This is a genomic window from Pseudomonas asplenii (genome assembly GCF_900105475.1).
In the GTDB taxonomy this organism is placed as follows: domain Bacteria; phylum Pseudomonadota; class Gammaproteobacteria; order Pseudomonadales; family Pseudomonadaceae; genus Aquipseudomonas; species Aquipseudomonas asplenii.
On record NZ_LT629777.1, the window covers coordinates 5000753 to 5017334 of the forward strand.

At 61.5% G+C, this 16582-nt stretch carries 12 protein-coding genes; all 12 read right to left on the bottom strand.

What is annotated here, in order from left to right:
• Nucleotides 1-222: 222 nt before the first annotated feature.
• The 12 genes from BLU37_RS22095 to BLU37_RS22150 all read right to left on the bottom strand — a co-directional run bounded on the left by BLU37_RS22095 (nt 223) and on the right by BLU37_RS22150 (nt 16471).
• Nucleotides 223-1836: a methyl-accepting chemotaxis protein gene (locus BLU37_RS22095; RefSeq protein ID WP_090208893.1), complete on the bottom strand. Its 1614-nt coding sequence runs from the start codon at nt 1834-1836 to the stop codon at nt 223-225.
• A gap of 248 nt (nt 1837-2084) precedes the next feature.
• Nucleotides 2085-2489 carry a TraR/DksA family transcriptional regulator gene (locus tag BLU37_RS22100; RefSeq protein WP_010445713.1) on the bottom strand — a complete coding sequence of 135 codons (405 nt, stop codon included), beginning with the start codon at nt 2487-2489 and terminating at the stop codon, nt 2085-2087.
• Between the two features lie 420 nt (nt 2490-2909).
• On the bottom strand, nt 2910-4616 hold the full coding sequence (locus tag BLU37_RS22105) for an AMP-binding protein (RefSeq protein ID WP_090208896.1): 1707 nt from the start codon (nt 4614-4616) through the stop codon (nt 2910-2912).
• Nucleotides 4617-4637: 21 nt separating this feature from the next.
• Nucleotides 4638-5936 (bottom strand): acetyl-CoA C-acetyltransferase, encoded by a 1299-nt coding sequence (locus tag BLU37_RS22110; protein ID WP_090208899.1) that lies wholly within the window; start codon nt 5934-5936, stop codon nt 4638-4640.
• A gap of 141 nt (nt 5937-6077) precedes the next feature.
• Nucleotides 6078-6962: a MaoC/PaaZ C-terminal domain-containing protein gene (locus BLU37_RS22115; protein ID WP_090208902.1), complete on the bottom strand. Its 885-nt coding sequence runs from the start codon at nt 6960-6962 to the stop codon at nt 6078-6080.
• A gap of 3 nt (nt 6963-6965) precedes the next feature.
• A complete protein-coding gene (locus BLU37_RS22120; RefSeq protein WP_090208905.1) occupies nt 6966-8318 on the bottom strand; it encodes a 3-oxoacyl-ACP reductase in 1353 nt (450 codons plus the stop codon).
• A gap of 30 nt (nt 8319-8348) precedes the next feature.
• Nucleotides 8349-10898 carry an acyl-CoA dehydrogenase gene (locus BLU37_RS22125; protein ID WP_090208907.1) on the bottom strand — a complete coding sequence of 850 codons (2550 nt, stop codon included), beginning with the start codon at nt 10896-10898 and terminating at the stop codon, nt 8349-8351.
• A 209-nt stretch (nt 10899-11107) separates the two neighbouring features.
• Complete coding sequence (locus BLU37_RS22130) at nt 11108-12550, bottom strand: outer membrane protein transport protein (protein WP_090208909.1); 1443 nt, start codon at nt 12548-12550, stop codon at nt 11108-11110.
• Nucleotides 12551-12663: 113 nt separating this feature from the next.
• On the bottom strand, nt 12664-13167 hold the full coding sequence (praB, locus tag BLU37_RS22135; protein WP_029530467.1) for an alkane oxidation protein activator PraB: 504 nt from the start codon (nt 13165-13167) through the stop codon (nt 12664-12666).
• A 143-nt stretch (nt 13168-13310) separates the two neighbouring features.
• Nucleotides 13311-13802, bottom strand: a complete 492-nt coding sequence (praA, locus tag BLU37_RS22140; RefSeq protein WP_010448414.1) for an alkane oxidation protein activator PraA — start codon at nt 13800-13802, stop codon at nt 13311-13313.
• Between the two features lie 133 nt (nt 13803-13935).
• Nucleotides 13936-15213, bottom strand: a complete 1278-nt coding sequence (locus tag BLU37_RS22145; protein ID WP_090208912.1) for an alkane 1-monooxygenase — start codon at nt 15211-15213, stop codon at nt 13936-13938.
• A 265-nt stretch (nt 15214-15478) separates the two neighbouring features.
• Nucleotides 15479-16471 carry an alpha/beta fold hydrolase gene (locus BLU37_RS22150; protein WP_090208915.1) on the bottom strand — a complete coding sequence of 331 codons (993 nt, stop codon included), beginning with the start codon at nt 16469-16471 and terminating at the stop codon, nt 15479-15481.
• Between the last annotated feature and the right edge of the window lie 111 nt (nt 16472-16582).

Below are 16582 nucleotides of genomic sequence, written 5' to 3' on the forward strand. Positions count from 1 at the left end.
GTGCTGGTTAAAAGTCCCCCGAAACCACACATAGCGGGGAACCACAGCGATTTTAGAACACCTCGGCCTGTCACTGCCAATCAAACCACTGTCATGTGCTATCAGACAAGACAAAACGTACTGCTCGAAAGGTCGTCTGGCAATCCCCTGCGGCAGTATCGCAGTGGATTTTCGCTGGTCAATCACTCAAGTACAAGGTAACCATGCGTGCAGCGTTCACCCTTACGCCTGCGGTGCACTTTCCGGCTTGTAGCCCAGGCGCAACCCTCCCCAGTGCCGGCCCTTGACCATGATCGGCACCGACAGGTCATGCATCAACTCCCCGGTATCGCGCGTATAGGTCTGCAACAGCACCGGTTGCTGGTGGCTGCCGCAACGAATGCCGGTGCGATCGTCGAACTTGCGTTTGGTCCGGTTGTGCAGCGCATCCTTGGCTACATCGCCGGTCAGCGGTTGGGAAAAAGCCTGGTTGTGGGTCGGAACATAGCCTTGCGCAGTGCAGGCAATAGCGAATACCAGGCCCTCATGACGGCTCAGCAGCGGTTCCTGGATCGCCGGCAGGACCTGGTCGGTATACCGGTCGAAACGGGTCTGGTATTTGGTCGGCGAGGTATTGGCGATAACCTGGTAGTTGCGGTCGAACAAGTCTTCGAGGCTGATCCGGTTCTGCTCGATATCCGCCTCGAACCGCGCGGCGATCTGTGCGGCGCCTTCGCGGGCCAGGTCATAGACGCGCTGGTGATAGTCGTTCAAGCCGACTGCGGCCAGCCGCTCACTGATGGTCTCGGCCTGCCCTTCCATTTGTACGGCGGCTTCGGCCAGCCGTCGGGTCTGCTGGTCGCTGACCGACAGATCACCGCGCATCTGTTCCACCGCACTGAACAGGCTACCCAGTTGCTCGCGGTTGTTCTGCGCGCCCTGGGCGATTTCACTGACCTGACTTTCCACACCCGCCGCCAGACGGGCAATATTGTCCAGTTGCCGCCCGGTCTGCTCGACCTGCTCGACGCCGCTCTCGAGGTCCACGGACAACTGCTGGATCTGCGCGACCACCTGGGCCGTGCGTTGCTGGATATCGGCGACCCTTACCCCGACCTCATCGGTGGCTGCGGCTGTGCGCCCGGCCAGACCGCGAACTTCATCGGCCACTACGGCAAACCCGCGTCCGTGCTCGCCGGCACGGGCCGCCTCGATGGCCGCATTGAGGGCCAGCAGGTTGGTCTGACTGGCAATCGCCTGGATCACCAGGGTCACTCGCTGGATTTCCTCACTGCGCTGGCTCAAAGCCTCGATCAGCTGACGACTGGCCGCCGCCCGCTGACTGAGTTGGTGCATGCGGCTGATCGACTCCGACAACACCGCATGCCCCTCGGCACTGCTCTGTCGGGCCTCGCTGGCCGAACCCAGGGCTTGCTGGCTGAGTTGTGACGTGGTTTGTTCGGTGTCGATCACCCGTTCGGCACTGCTGACGATCTGCGCCGCCGCATCGAGTTGCGATTGCAGCTTGCCGGCCAATTGCTTGACTGAAAAGGCCACACCGGCGGCGGACAAGGCGTTATGACTAGTGGCGTAGGACAGGTCGCGGGTCAGCTCGCCCAGTGAGTCGCTGTCGGCGCTGGCGACCGGAGGGGTCCGGCGCGAAGCCAATCGTGGCAGCCAGACCAGCAAGAGCGCCAACGGCAGACAGACGCCGAGAGGCCAGTTGGCATAGGCCATGGCCGACAGCAGCAACGCCAGGCCGATACTTTGTATCAGCGGCGCCAGCCAACGCGAGAACGACCTTGGTTGTGCCTCCAATGGCGCAAGGTCACCTGACAGAATTCCTTCTCCAGACATAAGCGTTACCCACTTTCAGCTTCTCGTTATTTTCCTGCATTAAACGCCATCACAGAGCCATTATCTATGGTCCGTTAGTTGTAATGGGCAAACGCGAGAGTTGCAAGACGAGCGGGAGTCTGGGACGGCACGGAGGGTCGCAGGGGAACGGCGGGGAATGCGGTCGAGAGGGTTTGCCGACAGGCTGCTCGCCGTACCACGCTGCGCAACCGATCTTGTCGGGCGTGGTACGGCAGACTCAGGGGCAATCAGGCCTGACGCTGGTGCTTGTCGATCTGTTCGTGACGCTCTTGCGCTTCGATGCAGTATTTGGTGGTCGGGCTGATCAGCAGGCGCTTGAGGCCGATGGGATCACCGCTGTCGTCACACCAGCCGAAGGAGTCATCGCGAATGCGATCCAGGGCCTGTTCCAGTTGCGGCAACATGCGCTGGTCGCGATCGATCGCGTTCACCAGCCAGGTGCGCTCTTCTTCAACGGACGCGGCGTCGGCTGGATCTGCCGGGGTATCGAGGCTTTCGATGGCGACACGGTTCTGCTCGATACGCTCGTGGGTTTCGACTTTCATGGCCTGCAGCAGCTCGGTGAAGAAAGCCAGTTGCTCGGCGTTCATGTAGTCGTCCGCCGGCATGGCCAGCAACTTTTCCTTTGTCATTGATTTCTCTATAGAAAATACGTGCATTAAGGCGAATTAGGGAGCGTTCTGAGCACCTGAGGGGATGCACAGAAAGGCGCCGTCCATTCCAAGCGCCACCCGGCACTCAATTTACGAGGGGCGGCAGTCTAAGGCCGAGTTATCGAGTCAGCAACAGAAATGACAGCAAAATCGTGCGATAGCCCCGAACAAGCGCAATTAAGCCCTGTACACGGGGGTGTCGGAGTGCGTTTATAACAAGAAATACCCTGCTCTGCCTGTGTCCGGGAGACGGACGGCAATCCCTGATGAGCCAGGAATGGCAAGGTTGAGTGGCACTCAATGGGTTACATAATACTATAGAAGCAGGATTTATCCGCGAATACTACAGTGGCCACGCCACAGGCGCAGAACCTGAGCGCGGCCGCAGTATAACCCCGGCTACTCGCGCAAGGCCCTGCGCAATACCTTGCCGACCGTGGTCTTGGGCAATTCCTCGACCCGGAACTCGATGATCCTCGGCACCTTGTACCCCGTCAGGTACTCGCGGCAATGCGCAAGCAACTGCATTTCGGTCAGGCCCGGGTCGCGCCGCACCACGAAGATCTTCACCCGTTCGCCAGTCACCTGGTCCGGCACGCCAATCGCCGCCACCTCGGCCACGCCGGGATGCAACGCCACCACGTCCTCGATTTCATTGGGGTACACGTTGAAACCCGAGACCAGGATCATGTCCTTCTTGCGATCCACCAGACGAATGAAACCCTGCTCGTTCATCACCCCGATGTCCCCGGTCGACAGCCAACCGGCAGCATCGAGCACCTTGGCCGTCTCGTCCGGACGCTTCCAGTAACCTTTCATCACCTGCGGCCCACGCACCTGCAACTCGCCCTCCTCGCCGATAGCCGCCAACGAGCCATCTTCGCGGACAAAACGCACCCAGGTCGACGGCAGCGGCACGCCAATGGTCCCGGTGAACTCGCCTTCGCGCATGCGCTTGATATCGATCGGGCTGATACTCACCACCGGCGAGCACTCGGTCAGCCCGTAGCCCTCGATGATCGGTACCCCGGTCACCTCCTGCCAGCGCCGCGCCACGGCGGTATGTGTGGCCATGCCACCGGCAATTGCCAGTTTCAGGTCAGAGAAGTCCCGCGCACGGAACTCATCGTTTTCCAGCAAGCCGTTGAACAGCGTGTTGACCCCGACGATGCCGCTGAACTTCTCCTTGCGCAGGATCATCTGCACCCGCTTCACATCCCGCGGGTTGGCGATAAGGATGTTACGCCCGCCCAGGCACATGAACATCAGGCAGTTCACCGTCAGCGACAGCACGTGGTACAGCGGCAACAGGGTGACGTTGGTTTCCTGCCGGTTCTCGTCGAGCTGATCGCCGACCCAGGCCTTGGCCTGCATCAGGTTGGCGAGGATGTTGCGATGGGTCAGCATCGCGCCCTTGGCATCGCCCGTGGTGCCACCGGTGTATTGCAGGAAGGCAATATCATCGTGGACCAGTTGCACCGGCCTGCTCTTCAGGCCCCGGGCCTGCTTCATCAGTGCCGGGAAGCGGATCGAGCCTGGCAGATTGAAGCGCGGTACCTGCTTCTGCACATGCCGCAGAACAAAGTTCAGCGCGGCCCCCTTGAAGGTACCCAGCAGGTCGCCGATGGCCGCCACTACGATGTTTTTCAGTGCACTGCCGTCCATCGCCTGTTCCAGCGTGTGAGCGAAGTTCTCGAAGATCACCAGGGTTTCGGCGCCACTGTCCTTGAGCAGATGCCTGAGCTCACGGGCGGTATACAGCGGGTTGACGTTGACCACCACGGCGCCGGCCAACAGAGTGCCGAACAGGCAGATCGGATACTGCAGGCAGTTGGGCATCATCAGCGCCACGCGATCGCCCTTCTTCACCCCCCGGGACTGCAGCCAGCCAGTAAAGGCAAAGACCTGGCGCTCCCATTCGTCATAGCCCATCTCGGTACCGATACTGACGTAGGCCACCCGCTGGCGGTATTTCTCCACATGTTCGAGGAACACCTCGCGCAGCGACGGGTAACGATCGATCTCGGCCTCGATATCCGCCGGCACGCCGGGATGGTAGGCATTCACCCAGACACGTTCGGTACTCTGCAGGCTCGCGACACTCATGGCAGTCTCCTTGTTGTTGTTTTATTTTTCGACGATAGCCGTCACACCCAGGCCGCCAGCAGCACACACGGAAACCAGTCCGCGGCCACCGCCACGCTGGTCGATGGCCTTGGCCAGACTGGCCAGCAGCCTGCCGCCGGTCGCGGCGAACGGATGCCCGCAGCCCAACGAACCACCATTGACATTGAGTCTGGCGCGGTCGATGACGCCCAGCGGCGCCTCCAGCCCCAGGCGCTCGCGACAATAATCGGCATCCTCCCAGGCCTTCAGCGTGCACAGCACCTGCGCGGCGAAGGCTTCGTGGATTTCATAGAAGTCGAAGTCCTGCAGCCCCAGGCCCTCACGGGCCAGCATCCGTGGCACGGCATAGGCCGGGGCCATCAGCAGCCCTTCGCTACCGTCGACGAAGTTCACCGCTGCAGTTTCGCCCGTACGCAGATAGGCCAGCACCGGCAGGTCATGCTCCGCCGCCCAGGCCTCACTCGCCAGCAATACCACCGAAGCGCCGTCGGTCAACGGTGTCGAGTTGCCGGCAGTGAGCGTGCCGTTGCGCTTGTCGTAGGCCGGCCCCAGTCCCGCGAGTTTTTCCAGGCTGGCGTCGGCGCGCAGGTTGTTGTCGCGAGCAAGCCCGCGATACGGGGTGATCAGGTCGTCGAAAAAGCCGCGCTGATAGGCCGCATTCAGCGCCTGGTGACTGCTCAGGGCCAACTCATCCTGGGCCAGACGCTTGATCTGCCAGCGCTTGGCCATCTCCTCGCAATGCTCGCCCATGGACAGCCCGGTGCGCGGCTCGCCGTTGCGCGGCAGCAGCGGTTTGAAGAACATCGACGGGCGGATGCCGAGCAGGCTGCGCAGTTTGCCCAGGGTATCCTTGCTGCGATTGACTTCCAGAAGGGTCCGGCGCAACGACTCGTTGAGGCCGATCGGTGCATCCGACGTGGTGTCGGAACCACCGGCCACCCCCACCTCGATCTGCCCGAGGGCAATCTTGTTGGCCACCAGCAACGCCGCCTCCAGGCCCGTGCCGCAGGCCTGCTGGATGTCATAGGCCGGGGTTTGCGGCGACAGTGTGGTCGACAGCAACGTCTCGCGAGCCAGGTTGAAGTCCCGCGAATGCTTGACCACCGCACCGGCGGCGAACTCGCCCAGACGCTGGCCTTGCAGGCCGAAGCGGTCGACCAGGCCTTGCAGGGCGGCCGTCAGCAGGTCCTGGTTGCTGTCATGGGAATAGACGGTATTGGAACGGGCAAACGGAATCCGGTTGCCACCCAGGATGGCAACCCGTCGTACTGGAGCCGGGGTAAAGCTGTATTCGGTCATGCGGACTTTCCTTCCATTCGCTGGCCCTGGTGTTGTGTAGGAGCCGGCTTGCTGGCGATAGCGATCTACCCATCAGCAATCTGTTGTCTGACACACCGCCATCGCCAGCAAGCCGGCTCCCACAAGAGGCAAGCGGTGTATTCAAGTGAGCGTGAGCACACCACGCATATGCGGCTTGTCGCCGGCCGCCGTACGTACTTCAAAGGTCTGGTGCGTCCCGCAGGTCGGCGCCTTCCATAACGTCGCACTGCCGGGCAGGAACATCGGCAGCTTGAACTCGCAATCGAGCCCGGCCGCGTCCAGTGGCCGCGGTGGCTGCTGCGCAGCCAAGGCCCGGCCCAGGGTCCACATGCCATGGGCAATCGGTCGCTTGAAGCCGAACAGCCGTGCTCCCGGCCACGAGGTATGGATCGGATTGTGGTCGCCCGAAACCTTGGCGAACCGCCGTCCCAGATCCGCCGCCAACGACCAGCGCTGGGTCAGGATCAGCGCTTGCTCATCCAGCGCCCGGTCAGCCTGCCAGGGATCGCCGACCGGCGCGGCGACACCCCGGCGCAGATACAGGCTCTCGCTTTCCCAGACCAGGCTGCCATCGCTGTGGGCCTGGCTGACGATCAGCAAGGCCTGGCCTTTGGGATGCGCCACCCAGCGCTCGCAGTGCACCTGCAGGCGCAACGCCTGGCCTGGCTGCAGGCGTCGGTACTGACGAATCCGGTTGGCCAGGTGCACCATGCCGCTGGCTGGCCAGGGAAACGTCGGGCTGGTCAGCAACAGCAGATGCAGGGGAAAAGCCAGGGTATGCACGAAGGACATCGGCACGCCGTGCTCTCGGCGAAAACCGCAGGCCCGGGCATAACGTTCGATATCCGCCGCCCGCAATTCCACGGCCGGCCGCACCAGACGCTCCTGGGGCAGACGCGGCACGCCCTCGACCTTGGGTTTACGCAGGCTGCGCAAACCGCCCCAGAGCAACTGGGCGGTGGAAGGCACCGGATCGATGATACGAAGGGTCGAATCGATATTCATGGTTCAGGCCCCCAGCAGGCTTTGCCCGCAAACGCGGACCACCTGCGCATTGATCCCGCCCGAGGCCGGGTGCGCCAGCCAGGCGATGGTCTGCGCGACATCCTCGGCCTGACCGCCCTGGGACAGGGAGTTCATCCGCCGCCCCGCCTCGCGAATCAGCAACGGGATCTTCGCGGTCATCTGGGTTTCGATGAAACCCGGCGCCACCCCGTTGACCGTCACCTGCTGGCGCGCCGCCAGCGGGGCCAGGCTTTGCACCAGGCCGATCACACCGGCCTTGGAAGTGGCGTAGTTGCTCTGCCCAAGATTGCCGGCGATCCCGGAAATCGACGACACACAAACGATCCGTCCACCCGGGTTGAGCCCCTGCCCTTCGAGCAACGTCGTGCTCAGCCGCAACGGCGCCTCGAGATTGACCGCCATGACCTTGCGCCAGGCCGCTTCGGTCATCTTCGCCAGAGTCTTGTCCTGGGTGATACCGGCGTTGTGCACGACGATATCAAAGGCACCTTGTTCACCGGCAAATGCCAGCAAACGTTCGGCGGCCTGGGGTGTGGTGATATCCATGGCCAATGCCGTCCCGCCCAGCGAACTGGCGACCTGCTGCAACTCCGTCTCGACCGGTGGGATATCCAGGCAGATCACCACGGCCCCCTCGCCGGCCAGCACCTGGGCGATCGCCAGGCCGATACCACGACAAGCACCCGTGACCAAGGCTCGGCGCCCGGCCAGCGGCCGCTGCCAGTCGATGGCCTTGGGCACGTCCACCGGCTCGCCGATGCGGACCACCTGGCCGCAGACATAAGCCGAACGGCGTGACAGGAAGAAGCGCAGGCTGCTGTCCATTTCCGCTTCCGCGCCCGGCGCTACGTACAGCAACTGCACGGTGATCGCTCGGCGCAATTCCTTGCCCAGCGAACGCACGAAACCTTCCAGTGCCCGCTGTGCCACGGCCTGGGCCAGTTCAGCGCAGTGTTCCGGCGGCGTGCCGAGTACCAGCACGCGACCATGCTGATTCAGGCGCCGGACGTTGGCATGAAAGAACCGGTACAACTCGTCCAGTTGGGCGATATCGGCCAGGCCGCTGGCATCGAACACCAGCCCCTGGACCTTGACCGTGGACGGCGCCTGGACGCTCGCCGGAGTGGCAACGACCGTCTCGGTGGCCGCGAAAATCCGCTGCAACTCGCCGAGCAACCGGCCCTGTGGGGCGCCAGCGAGCACCACCGGGTTGAGGCTGTTACCCGCCTGGCCCTGGCGGTAGCGCTGCAATGGCAGCGGTTGCGGCAAGCCGACCGATCGCGCCAGACGTCGCCCCCAGGGCGAATTGACGAAAGAAAGATAACCGTCAGACATGAAAGAGTTCCGTTCCAGAGCAAAGAAAGATCAATAGCCGCTGTCGTCAACGACAGCCGTGCCTTCATTGACCGCCGCACGACGCTTGGCAACCGGCTTGGCCACCTGTTCGAAATGCGCCTGGCGCTGCTGCAGGGCTTCAAGCAGACCGAAGTCCTGCGGGAAGTCGTCGACCTGGATCGCATGGTCGCCGTACTCGACGTAGCGCCCGAGCATCTGGTCCTCTTCGTCGCTGATCAGTTGCAGCTCCAGGGCCTTGGCCCGCCAGACCACGAAGGCCTCGCGGGAAATCGGCAACGGCGCAATGATCCCTTCGCGCACCGTCGGTTTCAGGCGTGCCTCGATCAACTCGACCTGCGGCTGCAGACGGAATGCCAGTTCGCCGTAGGCCAGCTTGTCGATGTCCGGCTGCGGGATATACGAGTCGGCCAGCAGCCGGTCGCGGCTCGCGCCGGGTACTTGCACCAGTTCGGCGACCTCGCCGAGCAACTGGTCGGACGGCTTGCGCAGCGGGATGCCGAACGGGAAGCTCAATGCACGAATCACCCGCGCAGCGGCCTTCGAAGGGTAGTTGTCGAGGGTTTCGGCCAGGGCTTCATGGGCACGCAGCAAGGCATCCTGGGCGGCCCAGTGCACCAGCGGCAGATCGCCCTGTGGACGCCCGTCGTCCTCGAAACGTTTGAGCACGCAGGACAGGATGTACAGTTGCGAGAGGATATCGCCCAGCCGGCCGGTGATGCTCTCCTTGCGTTTCAACGCACCGCCCAGCACCCCCATGGAGATATCGGAGGCCAGCGCCAGCACCACCGACAACCGCTCGATCTGCCGGTAGTAACCCGCCAGTGCCTTGTCCGTCTTGGCCGGGGCCTTGAGCAGCCGCCCGCCACTGAGACCGTGGACCGCCGCCCGCACGGTGTTGGCAACGACAAAACCGATATGGCCGAACATCGCACTGTCGAACGCTTCCAGCCCGGCACGATCCTGGGCACGGGCGGCTTCCATTTCCCGGAAGACATAAGGATGGCAACGAATCAATCCCTGACCGTAGATGATCAGGCAGCGGGTCATGATGTTCGCGCCTTCCACGGTAATGGCGATGGGGCTCTGCTGATAGGCGCGGGCGAGAAAGTTGTTCGGCCCCATGCAGATGCCCTTGCCGGCAACGATGTCCATGCCATCGTTGACCACCGCGCGGGCACGCTCGGTGACGTGATACTTGGCGATGGCCGAAATCACCGAAGGTTTTTCCCCGGCATCCAGCGAGGCTACCGAGACCTTGCGCACCGCATCGCAGGCATACAGATGCCCGGCCATTCGCGCCAACGGTGCCTGCACGCCTTCGAATTTGCCGATAGGCAGGCCGAACTGCTTGCGCATCGCCGCATAGGCACTGGTGCCGCGTACCGCGATCTTGCTCAGGCCGACGTTGGCCGATGGCAGCGAGATCGCCCGCCCGGCGGCCAGGCACTCCATCAGCATGCGCCAGCCATTGCCGACCTGGTCGCGGCCGCCGATCACCCACTCCAACGGAATGAAGACGTCCTTGCCCTGGGTCGGACCGTTCTGGAACACCGCGTTGAGCGGCCAATGCCGGCGACCGGTCTGTACACCCGGGTGAGAGGTGGGAATCAGCGCGCAGGTGATACCCAGGCTACCCTCGCGGCCCAACAAGCCTTGCGGATCTTCGGCACGAAACGCCAGGCCGAGTACCGTCGCGATCGGACCCAGGGTGATATAGCGCTTGTCCCAGGTGACCCGGAAACCCAGCACTTCCTCACCGTCGAATTGCCCTTTGCAGACCACGCCGACATCCGGGATGGCCCCGGCATCGGAGCCGGCGTAGGGGCTGGTCAGGGCGAAACAAGGAATATCCTCGCCCCGCGCCAGGCGTGGCAGGTAATGCTGGCGCTGGGCCTCGGTGCCGTAGTGCAACAGCAGTTCGGCCGGGCCGAGCGAGTTGGGCACCATGACCGAAATCGCCGCTGCCGAGCAACGGGTCGACAGCTTCATCACCACCTGGGAGTGGGCGTAATGGGAGAAGCCCTTGCCGCCATACTGCTTGGGAATGATCATCCCGAGAAAGCCGGCATCCTTGGTGTATTGCCAGGCCTGGGGCGACATGTCCTGCCAGACCTGGGTGGTTTCCCAGTCGTTGGCCATGTCGCAGAGGGTTTCCACCTCATTGTCGAGGAACGCCTGTTCCTCCGGACTCAGGCTCGCCGGTGCCGCCTTGAGCAGACGGTCCCAGTTCGGTTTGCCGCTGAACAGCTCGGCGTCCCACCAGACGGTGCCTGACTCGATGGCCGCACGTTCGGTGTCGGACATCGCCGGCATGATCTGCCGGAACAGTGCCAGCGCCTTGCGGCTGAGCAAGCTGCGACGCAGAGGTTTGATCGCCAGCACCAGGGCCGGCAGCAGCACCAGGACCGCAGCCACCGCCGCGCCCAGTGGGCCGACCAGGTTGAACAGATAGCCCGCAGCCAACCAGCCGGTGGCAACGCCGAGCCAGAGAACGGCCGCTGCCTGCCGATAGGCGAGTACGAGAGCAATACCGAGCCCTGCCAATAACCATACCATCATGGGACACCTCTCTATTACGTGCGAAACAACCAGCGAGGACGCGATTCAGCATCGCCTCAATGACCACCTTACAAATGAAGCGCACGTGTTTCAAATTTTATTTTAAAATATTTATTTATTTCTTGAGCAAAAATGAGGCCGAACGAATTCGGCCTTGATAAGCAGTAAAAGGAGTGAAAATGCGCGCTCAGAACAGGTCAATATCGATATCAGAAGCGGTATGTCGCCGACAGACTGACCACCTCGCCCTTGCTATCGACCTTGCCGTCCAGAGAGGCGCCACCCAGGCGATCCTGGTTCTGGGTCTTGAGCTTGACCTCGTCCACGAACTGCCGGGAATAGGCTCCGTCAATGCTCAAGCCAGGTATTGCCCTGATCTCGTAACCGAAGCCCAGCGAGGCAAACCAGCGATCGCCATCGGGAATGCGCGGATCGCGAGTCGAGTTGCGGGTCGGCGTCTGGTCTCGCGCCACACCCGCGCGGAAGGTGAAGTCATCGGTGACCTTGTAGTCGCCACCCAACGAGAGCATCCACGAGTTCTTGTAGTTGTAGGGAATGGCCACCAGGGTATTGCCGTCGGATTTCAGCGTCAGGCTCTTGAATGACGACCACTCGGTCCAGTTGGCGCTGGCCCCCAAGGTGAATCGGTCGTTGAACTGATGAACCCAGTCCAGTGCTGCGGTGGCGGGAATATCCAGCTGGGTAGACGCATTGGCGCCATCCGGGAACAGTTTGAGTCCGGGATAGGCAAATTCGACCAGCGTTTCGCCATTGGGGCCGAAAGGCTGGGTCATGAGCCCCCTGGAGGTTTCATCCGCATAAATGTTGTATTTGCCCTCCATCTTGTTCTTGATCTTGGCATGATAATTCAAGCCGATCGTGTCGACTTCGGTCGGCTTCCAGACCACACCGGTAAACCAGCCGACCGAGGTATTGTCCACCTTCACTCGGATCAGAGACTGGCCCAGCCCGGATGGAAGCTGCGCTCCGCCGAAATTGGGGGAGAGAGAGGCTGCGGCCAGAAGGTCGATGTTCTGACTGACAAAACCACTGCTGTGCTGGACGATGATGCCACCGCCCAACGAAAACTGGTCGTTCACCTTGAACGAAAGAGAACCGGTCAGGCCGACCGTTTCAATTTTTGTATCTACCGCGAAATCACGCCCTTTCCAGTCCTGATCCCAGGTGCTTTTCATCCCCTGGGGAACGACCTGACTCAAACCGAAACTGATCCGATCATTGATCGGCATCACCAGAAAACCCGTCGGCAGCCAGGCAGTGAAACCGGCTTCACCACCGTCACCGGTGCGCTCGTTGAATACCGGAGCCCCGGTAAGCGGGTCCGTCGTCGTATTGGAGGTCGGCTGGCCGGTATAGTCCTTGGCCGTTCCTTTGTACTTGATGTTGATGCGTGCGTAGTCCACGGTTTGCTGAACAACCGCCTGATCGATGAAAGCCATCGCGGCCGGGTTATTGAAGGCAGCCGATGGGTCATTCTTGAACAATGAACCCCCACCAAAAGCTCGCCCCCAACCTGGCGCACCATAGGTCGGCGTCTGGAAACCACCAGCCTGCACCGAACCGGACGCCATCACACTGCTCAGCAAGGCCAGTCCAATCGCTACCTGCAACTGCTGCTTCTTATTATTCATGCCCCACTCCTTATTATTATCTACCGCTTCACCGCAGCGTTTTTGCTCAACAGACGCCTTTTGCAAGGCGTCTGTCTTTCAGCGGGTGATCAGCCCTTTACGGAGTACGAACTTCAAGGGGTGATGGTGATAGTCGGCGCACTGACACTGAGCGAACTCACGGTGCAGTTACCACTCAAAGCCTGGTTGGTAGCGCTCAGAGTGCCGCCCACCGAGCCAGAACTGGCCCAACTGACGTTGATGGTGCTTGGACCACAGTTGGTCGATGGCAGGCTGGAGATGGTGTAGCCGACATTGGCGATGGTGCCGGTAGTGGCGCTGGCAGCGGTGATTACCCAGCCTGGAGACGGCAGGTTCTTGAATTGCGGCAGTTGGCACAGCCCGCTACCACTGGAAGTGCTGAAGCTGGTGATCGTGGCGACACCACCCGAAACGGTACCGCTGGCGACCACCGGGCAGGTCACTGCCGCCTGGAACGACGAGGGCGACTTGACGGTGATGCTACCCGTGGCAGAGAACGGCCCGTTTGGACCGATAGTTGCGGCAGAAGCCATGGATGCGGCGCCCATGCAGACAGCGATTGCAGTGGCAGACACGAGAGTTTTGATGCCTTTCATTGTTGTTTTTCCTCACATGTATGGCGATTCATTTCGCCGGGGGTTAATGGCCTTTTGAGACGACACGGAGTACCGCAACCACGACCGAGTATCCCTTTCAGCCAAACTTCAAAATGCCTGGTGTTGCGTAAACGGCCGTCGACTCAGGGCACTACCCGGAACGTCGGCGGCATCTGGATCGAAACCGTCTTGATGGTGCAGCCGCCATCCAGCGCGACATTGTTCGCCTGGAGTTTGCCGGTACTGTTGTTCCAGCTGCCTTCGGCGGTGGTCGGCCCACAATCGCCGCCCACCAGCGGGGCATGCACGGTGACCTGGATACCTGACATCGCACCGCTGGTTTCATCCTTGGCGATCAGTTTCCAGGGCAGGTGCGTGGCCTCGACCTGGCCGCACTTCAGGCCACCGTCGAAACCGACCTTGTCGACACTGACATAACTGCCGTCGGCACTGATCCGGCCGCTGACCTGGATGGTGCAGTCGGCATTGATGATGCTCTTGGCAAAACTGATCGGCCCCTTGGCAGTGAACTCGGTATTGGCCGGTTCGATACGCGCCGCGGCAAAGGCCGGCGCGACCTGGGAGAACCCCAGCAACGCGGCCACTACACGAGCAGTCAACAGAACTTTTTGCATGGTGGACATCCTTCCCGTTACTTATTGTTGTTATCGGTCAACGTCATTGCGGCAAGTGATAACGCCCGTAAGCGTTGGCAAGCCGCACCCGTCATGCCCGCCGTTCGGAGAGCATCTGATGCAACTGTTCAATTCAATCGGTGTAGTCAGTGCCGTACTGTTGAAGTAACTGCTTGCGTTTGGACGGTTGCAGATTGGCCAGGCGGACATCCCCTGAATAGTGCGCCAACACCCGCTTGTCCATCAGTCGCCGCCACAGAAACGGTACGTAGGCCCAGACAATCATGCTGGCGTAACCGTAGGGCAGTTGCGGCGACTCGTCGAAATGACGCAGGGCCTGGTAACTGCGGGTCGGATAGGCGTGATGATCGGAGTGGCGTTGCAACTGGAACAGAAAGATATTGGTGACAATACGATTACTGTTCCAGGAGTGCCGTGGCGAACACCGCTCATAACGACCATTGGGCAACTTCTGACGCAACAGGCCGTAATGCTCTACATAGTTCACGACTTCAAGCAGCGAGAACCCGTAGATACCCTGGATCACCAGAAAAGGAATAACGGCCAGGCCCAGCCAGGCAATCAATACTCCCCACATCACCACACTGAACAGCCAGGCGTTCAGCACCGCGTTTTTCCAGTGCACGGTCGGCAGGCCCTGCTTGTGCAGACGCTCGCGCTCCAGATGCCAGGCCGAACGCAGGCTGAACCAGACCGAGCGCGGCAGGAAGCTCCAGAAACTCTCGCCCAGGCGTGAGCTGGCCGGATCTTCGGGGGTCGCCACGCGCACATGGTGGCCGCGGTTATGCTCGACAAAGAAGTGTCCGTAGAAGGTCGGTGCCAGGGCCACCTTGGCCAGGAACTGCTCCAGCGGCCGGGTCTTGTGACCCAATTCGTGGGCGATATTGATCGCAATGCCGGTCGCCGCGCCGGTGGACATGGCCATGCCCAGGTAGGTGAAGCCGCTGACACTGCCATGCACCTGGGCACGTTCGGTGATATAGCCCATCAGGCCAGCCAGCCCACCCTGCAGGTGCAGTGTCTGAGCCAGGCGCTGCAAGCCACCGCCGATCATCCAGTCGACGCCACCTGCTGCCATCCAGGCAGTGGTGACCAGCGAGACACACATCAGCGCCACGCAGCTGTAGATGATCCAGCGATAGTAGGTCTGTTTCTCAAGATCCGGAACGATGGTTTCCGGCGGGTTGCTGTGGTCTTCGCCGAGCAGGCCGTCGATCATGGGGATCAAACCGAAGATCACCACTACACCGATCCACCACAAGGACTGGATGCCAGTAACCAGGGCGAGCACGCCGGACAATACGGGGGTGACCATCGGCAAGGCGCCGAGCCACCACAGGTGACGCTTGCTGTCCGTCCAGACACCCGGTGCTGCCAGAATGGAGTTCATGGCAACCTCCGCACAGCGAGTCGCACCGTTGCGTATGCAACCCGAACACCCAATGAACGCTGGTGCGGACAGCCGGCAGGCATAAAAAGACAAAATGCTTCAAAAGGCGTTTTTTTCATTATTTTAACCGCTCAATTGCATTTTCAAAAAAAACATTCAAAACGTTTTTTTAAATAAATAGCCCGATTTCGATAGCTCGTCAACTATTTTTTCCGTCATTTTGAATGTCGTGCGTGAAACCGTCCGGCCCTCCTGAAAACCCGCTTCAGGAAGGTATGACCGCAGACGTTTCGTGTTGCAGAGTGATGCCTTGTTGCTCGTTTGCCCGTGCGGCAATAGCACGGACCATGGCGACCACAGGCTCGACCGCCGTGACCGGCAGCATGTGCCCTCGCCCCTCGAGAATGTCCAGTTGAAGACCGGGTACCAGGCGCGCCATCGACTCACCGTGTCGGCGATAGTCCAACACCGCGTCCCGTGAGCCATAAACCAGCCCCACAGGTAAATCGAGCTGCGGATAGCGCCGGACCATCTTTGGCAAATCGTCATTGACCGTGGCGATCTCGCTGGAAGCGCAATAGAAGTTGTCAGAACGCATGGCAAGCAGACCACCACCGCGCTCGGCGAAATCCGCTGGCGGACGCTCGGGGGCGAACACCGCCTTGAGCAGGCCACCGCGTCCAAGCATGGCCATCGGCGCCGCCAGGGTCTGGGCAAACCAGCGCCGGATGAAATCGGGCCGAACGCCCAGCGACAGGAACACCAGAGGCAACATGCGCTGCGGATGGGTCAAGGGCGCCAACAGCACCAGTGCGGACACCCGCTGCGGGTGATCGAGCGCCAACGCCAGGGCCAGTGCGCCGCCGAGGGAATGCCCGACGACCAGGGGTCGACCCAGATGCAAGGTCTCGATGAAACGGGCAATCAGGCGGGCTTGTGCGGTGATGCTGACCCCGGCCCCCGCAGAGCGGCTGGAATAACCGGAGCCGGGACGGTCCAGGGTGATGACCCGGAACTGCTCGCGCAATTGTGGCGACAACGAATGGGTCAGGTTGCGCCCACAGCCACTCAGCCCATGGATCATCACCAGCACCGGGCCCTGCCCCTCGTCCACATAGTGGATACGTTCGCCATCGACTTCGACAAAACGTCCGTCGGCCGGCACCGCGCGCTCGACCCGCCGATTGATCCGGGTGCTGAGAGCCCAGAGTCCGGCACTGCCCAGCACAAACGCAACCGCTGCTACACCCCACGCCATCACGTCAGCCCCCTGCCTCCCTGCACCCGACGCAAAACCGGTATTGGTTCCTGCCGTGGCTATCTCCCGGTACGGCTTGCCTGATAGATCCCACCCGTCAGGTGAGTCACT

Coding starts and splice junctions, on each gene's coding strand:
- praB (WP_029530467.1), bottom strand. CDS start 13,167: ATGAAAGGCATCAAAACTCTCGTGTCTGCCACTGCAATCGCTGTCTGC.
- praA (WP_010448414.1), bottom strand. CDS start 13,802: ATGCAAAAAGTTCTGTTGACTGCTCGTGTAGTGGCCGCGTTGCTGGGG.
- BLU37_RS22125 (WP_090208907.1), bottom strand. CDS start 10,898: ATGATGGTATGGTTATTGGCAGGGCTCGGTATTGCTCTCGTACTCGCC.
- BLU37_RS22100 (WP_010445713.1), bottom strand. CDS start 2,489: ATGACAAAGGAAAAGTTGCTGGCCATGCCGGCGGACGACTACATGAAC.
- BLU37_RS22115 (WP_090208902.1), bottom strand. CDS start 6,962: ATGAATATCGATTCGACCCTTCGTATCATCGATCCGGTGCCTTCCACC.
- BLU37_RS22150 (WP_090208915.1), bottom strand. CDS start 16,471: ATGGCGTGGGGTGTAGCAGCGGTTGCGTTTGTGCTGGGCAGTGCCGGA.
- BLU37_RS22130 (WP_090208909.1), bottom strand. CDS start 12,550: ATGAATAATAAGAAGCAGCAGTTGCAGGTAGCGATTGGACTGGCCTTG.
- BLU37_RS22145 (WP_090208912.1), bottom strand. CDS start 15,213: ATGAACTCCATTCTGGCAGCACCGGGTGTCTGGACGGACAGCAAGCGT.
- BLU37_RS22120 (WP_090208905.1), bottom strand. CDS start 8,318: ATGTCTGACGGTTATCTTTCTTTCGTCAATTCGCCCTGGGGGCGACGT.
- BLU37_RS22105 (WP_090208896.1), bottom strand. CDS start 4,616: ATGAGTGTCGCGAGCCTGCAGAGTACCGAACGTGTCTGGGTGAATGCC.
- BLU37_RS22095 (WP_090208893.1), bottom strand. CDS start 1,836: ATGTCTGGAGAAGGAATTCTGTCAGGTGACCTTGCGCCATTGGAGGCA.
- BLU37_RS22110 (WP_090208899.1), bottom strand. CDS start 5,936: ATGACCGAATACAGCTTTACCCCGGCTCCAGTACGACGGGTTGCCATC.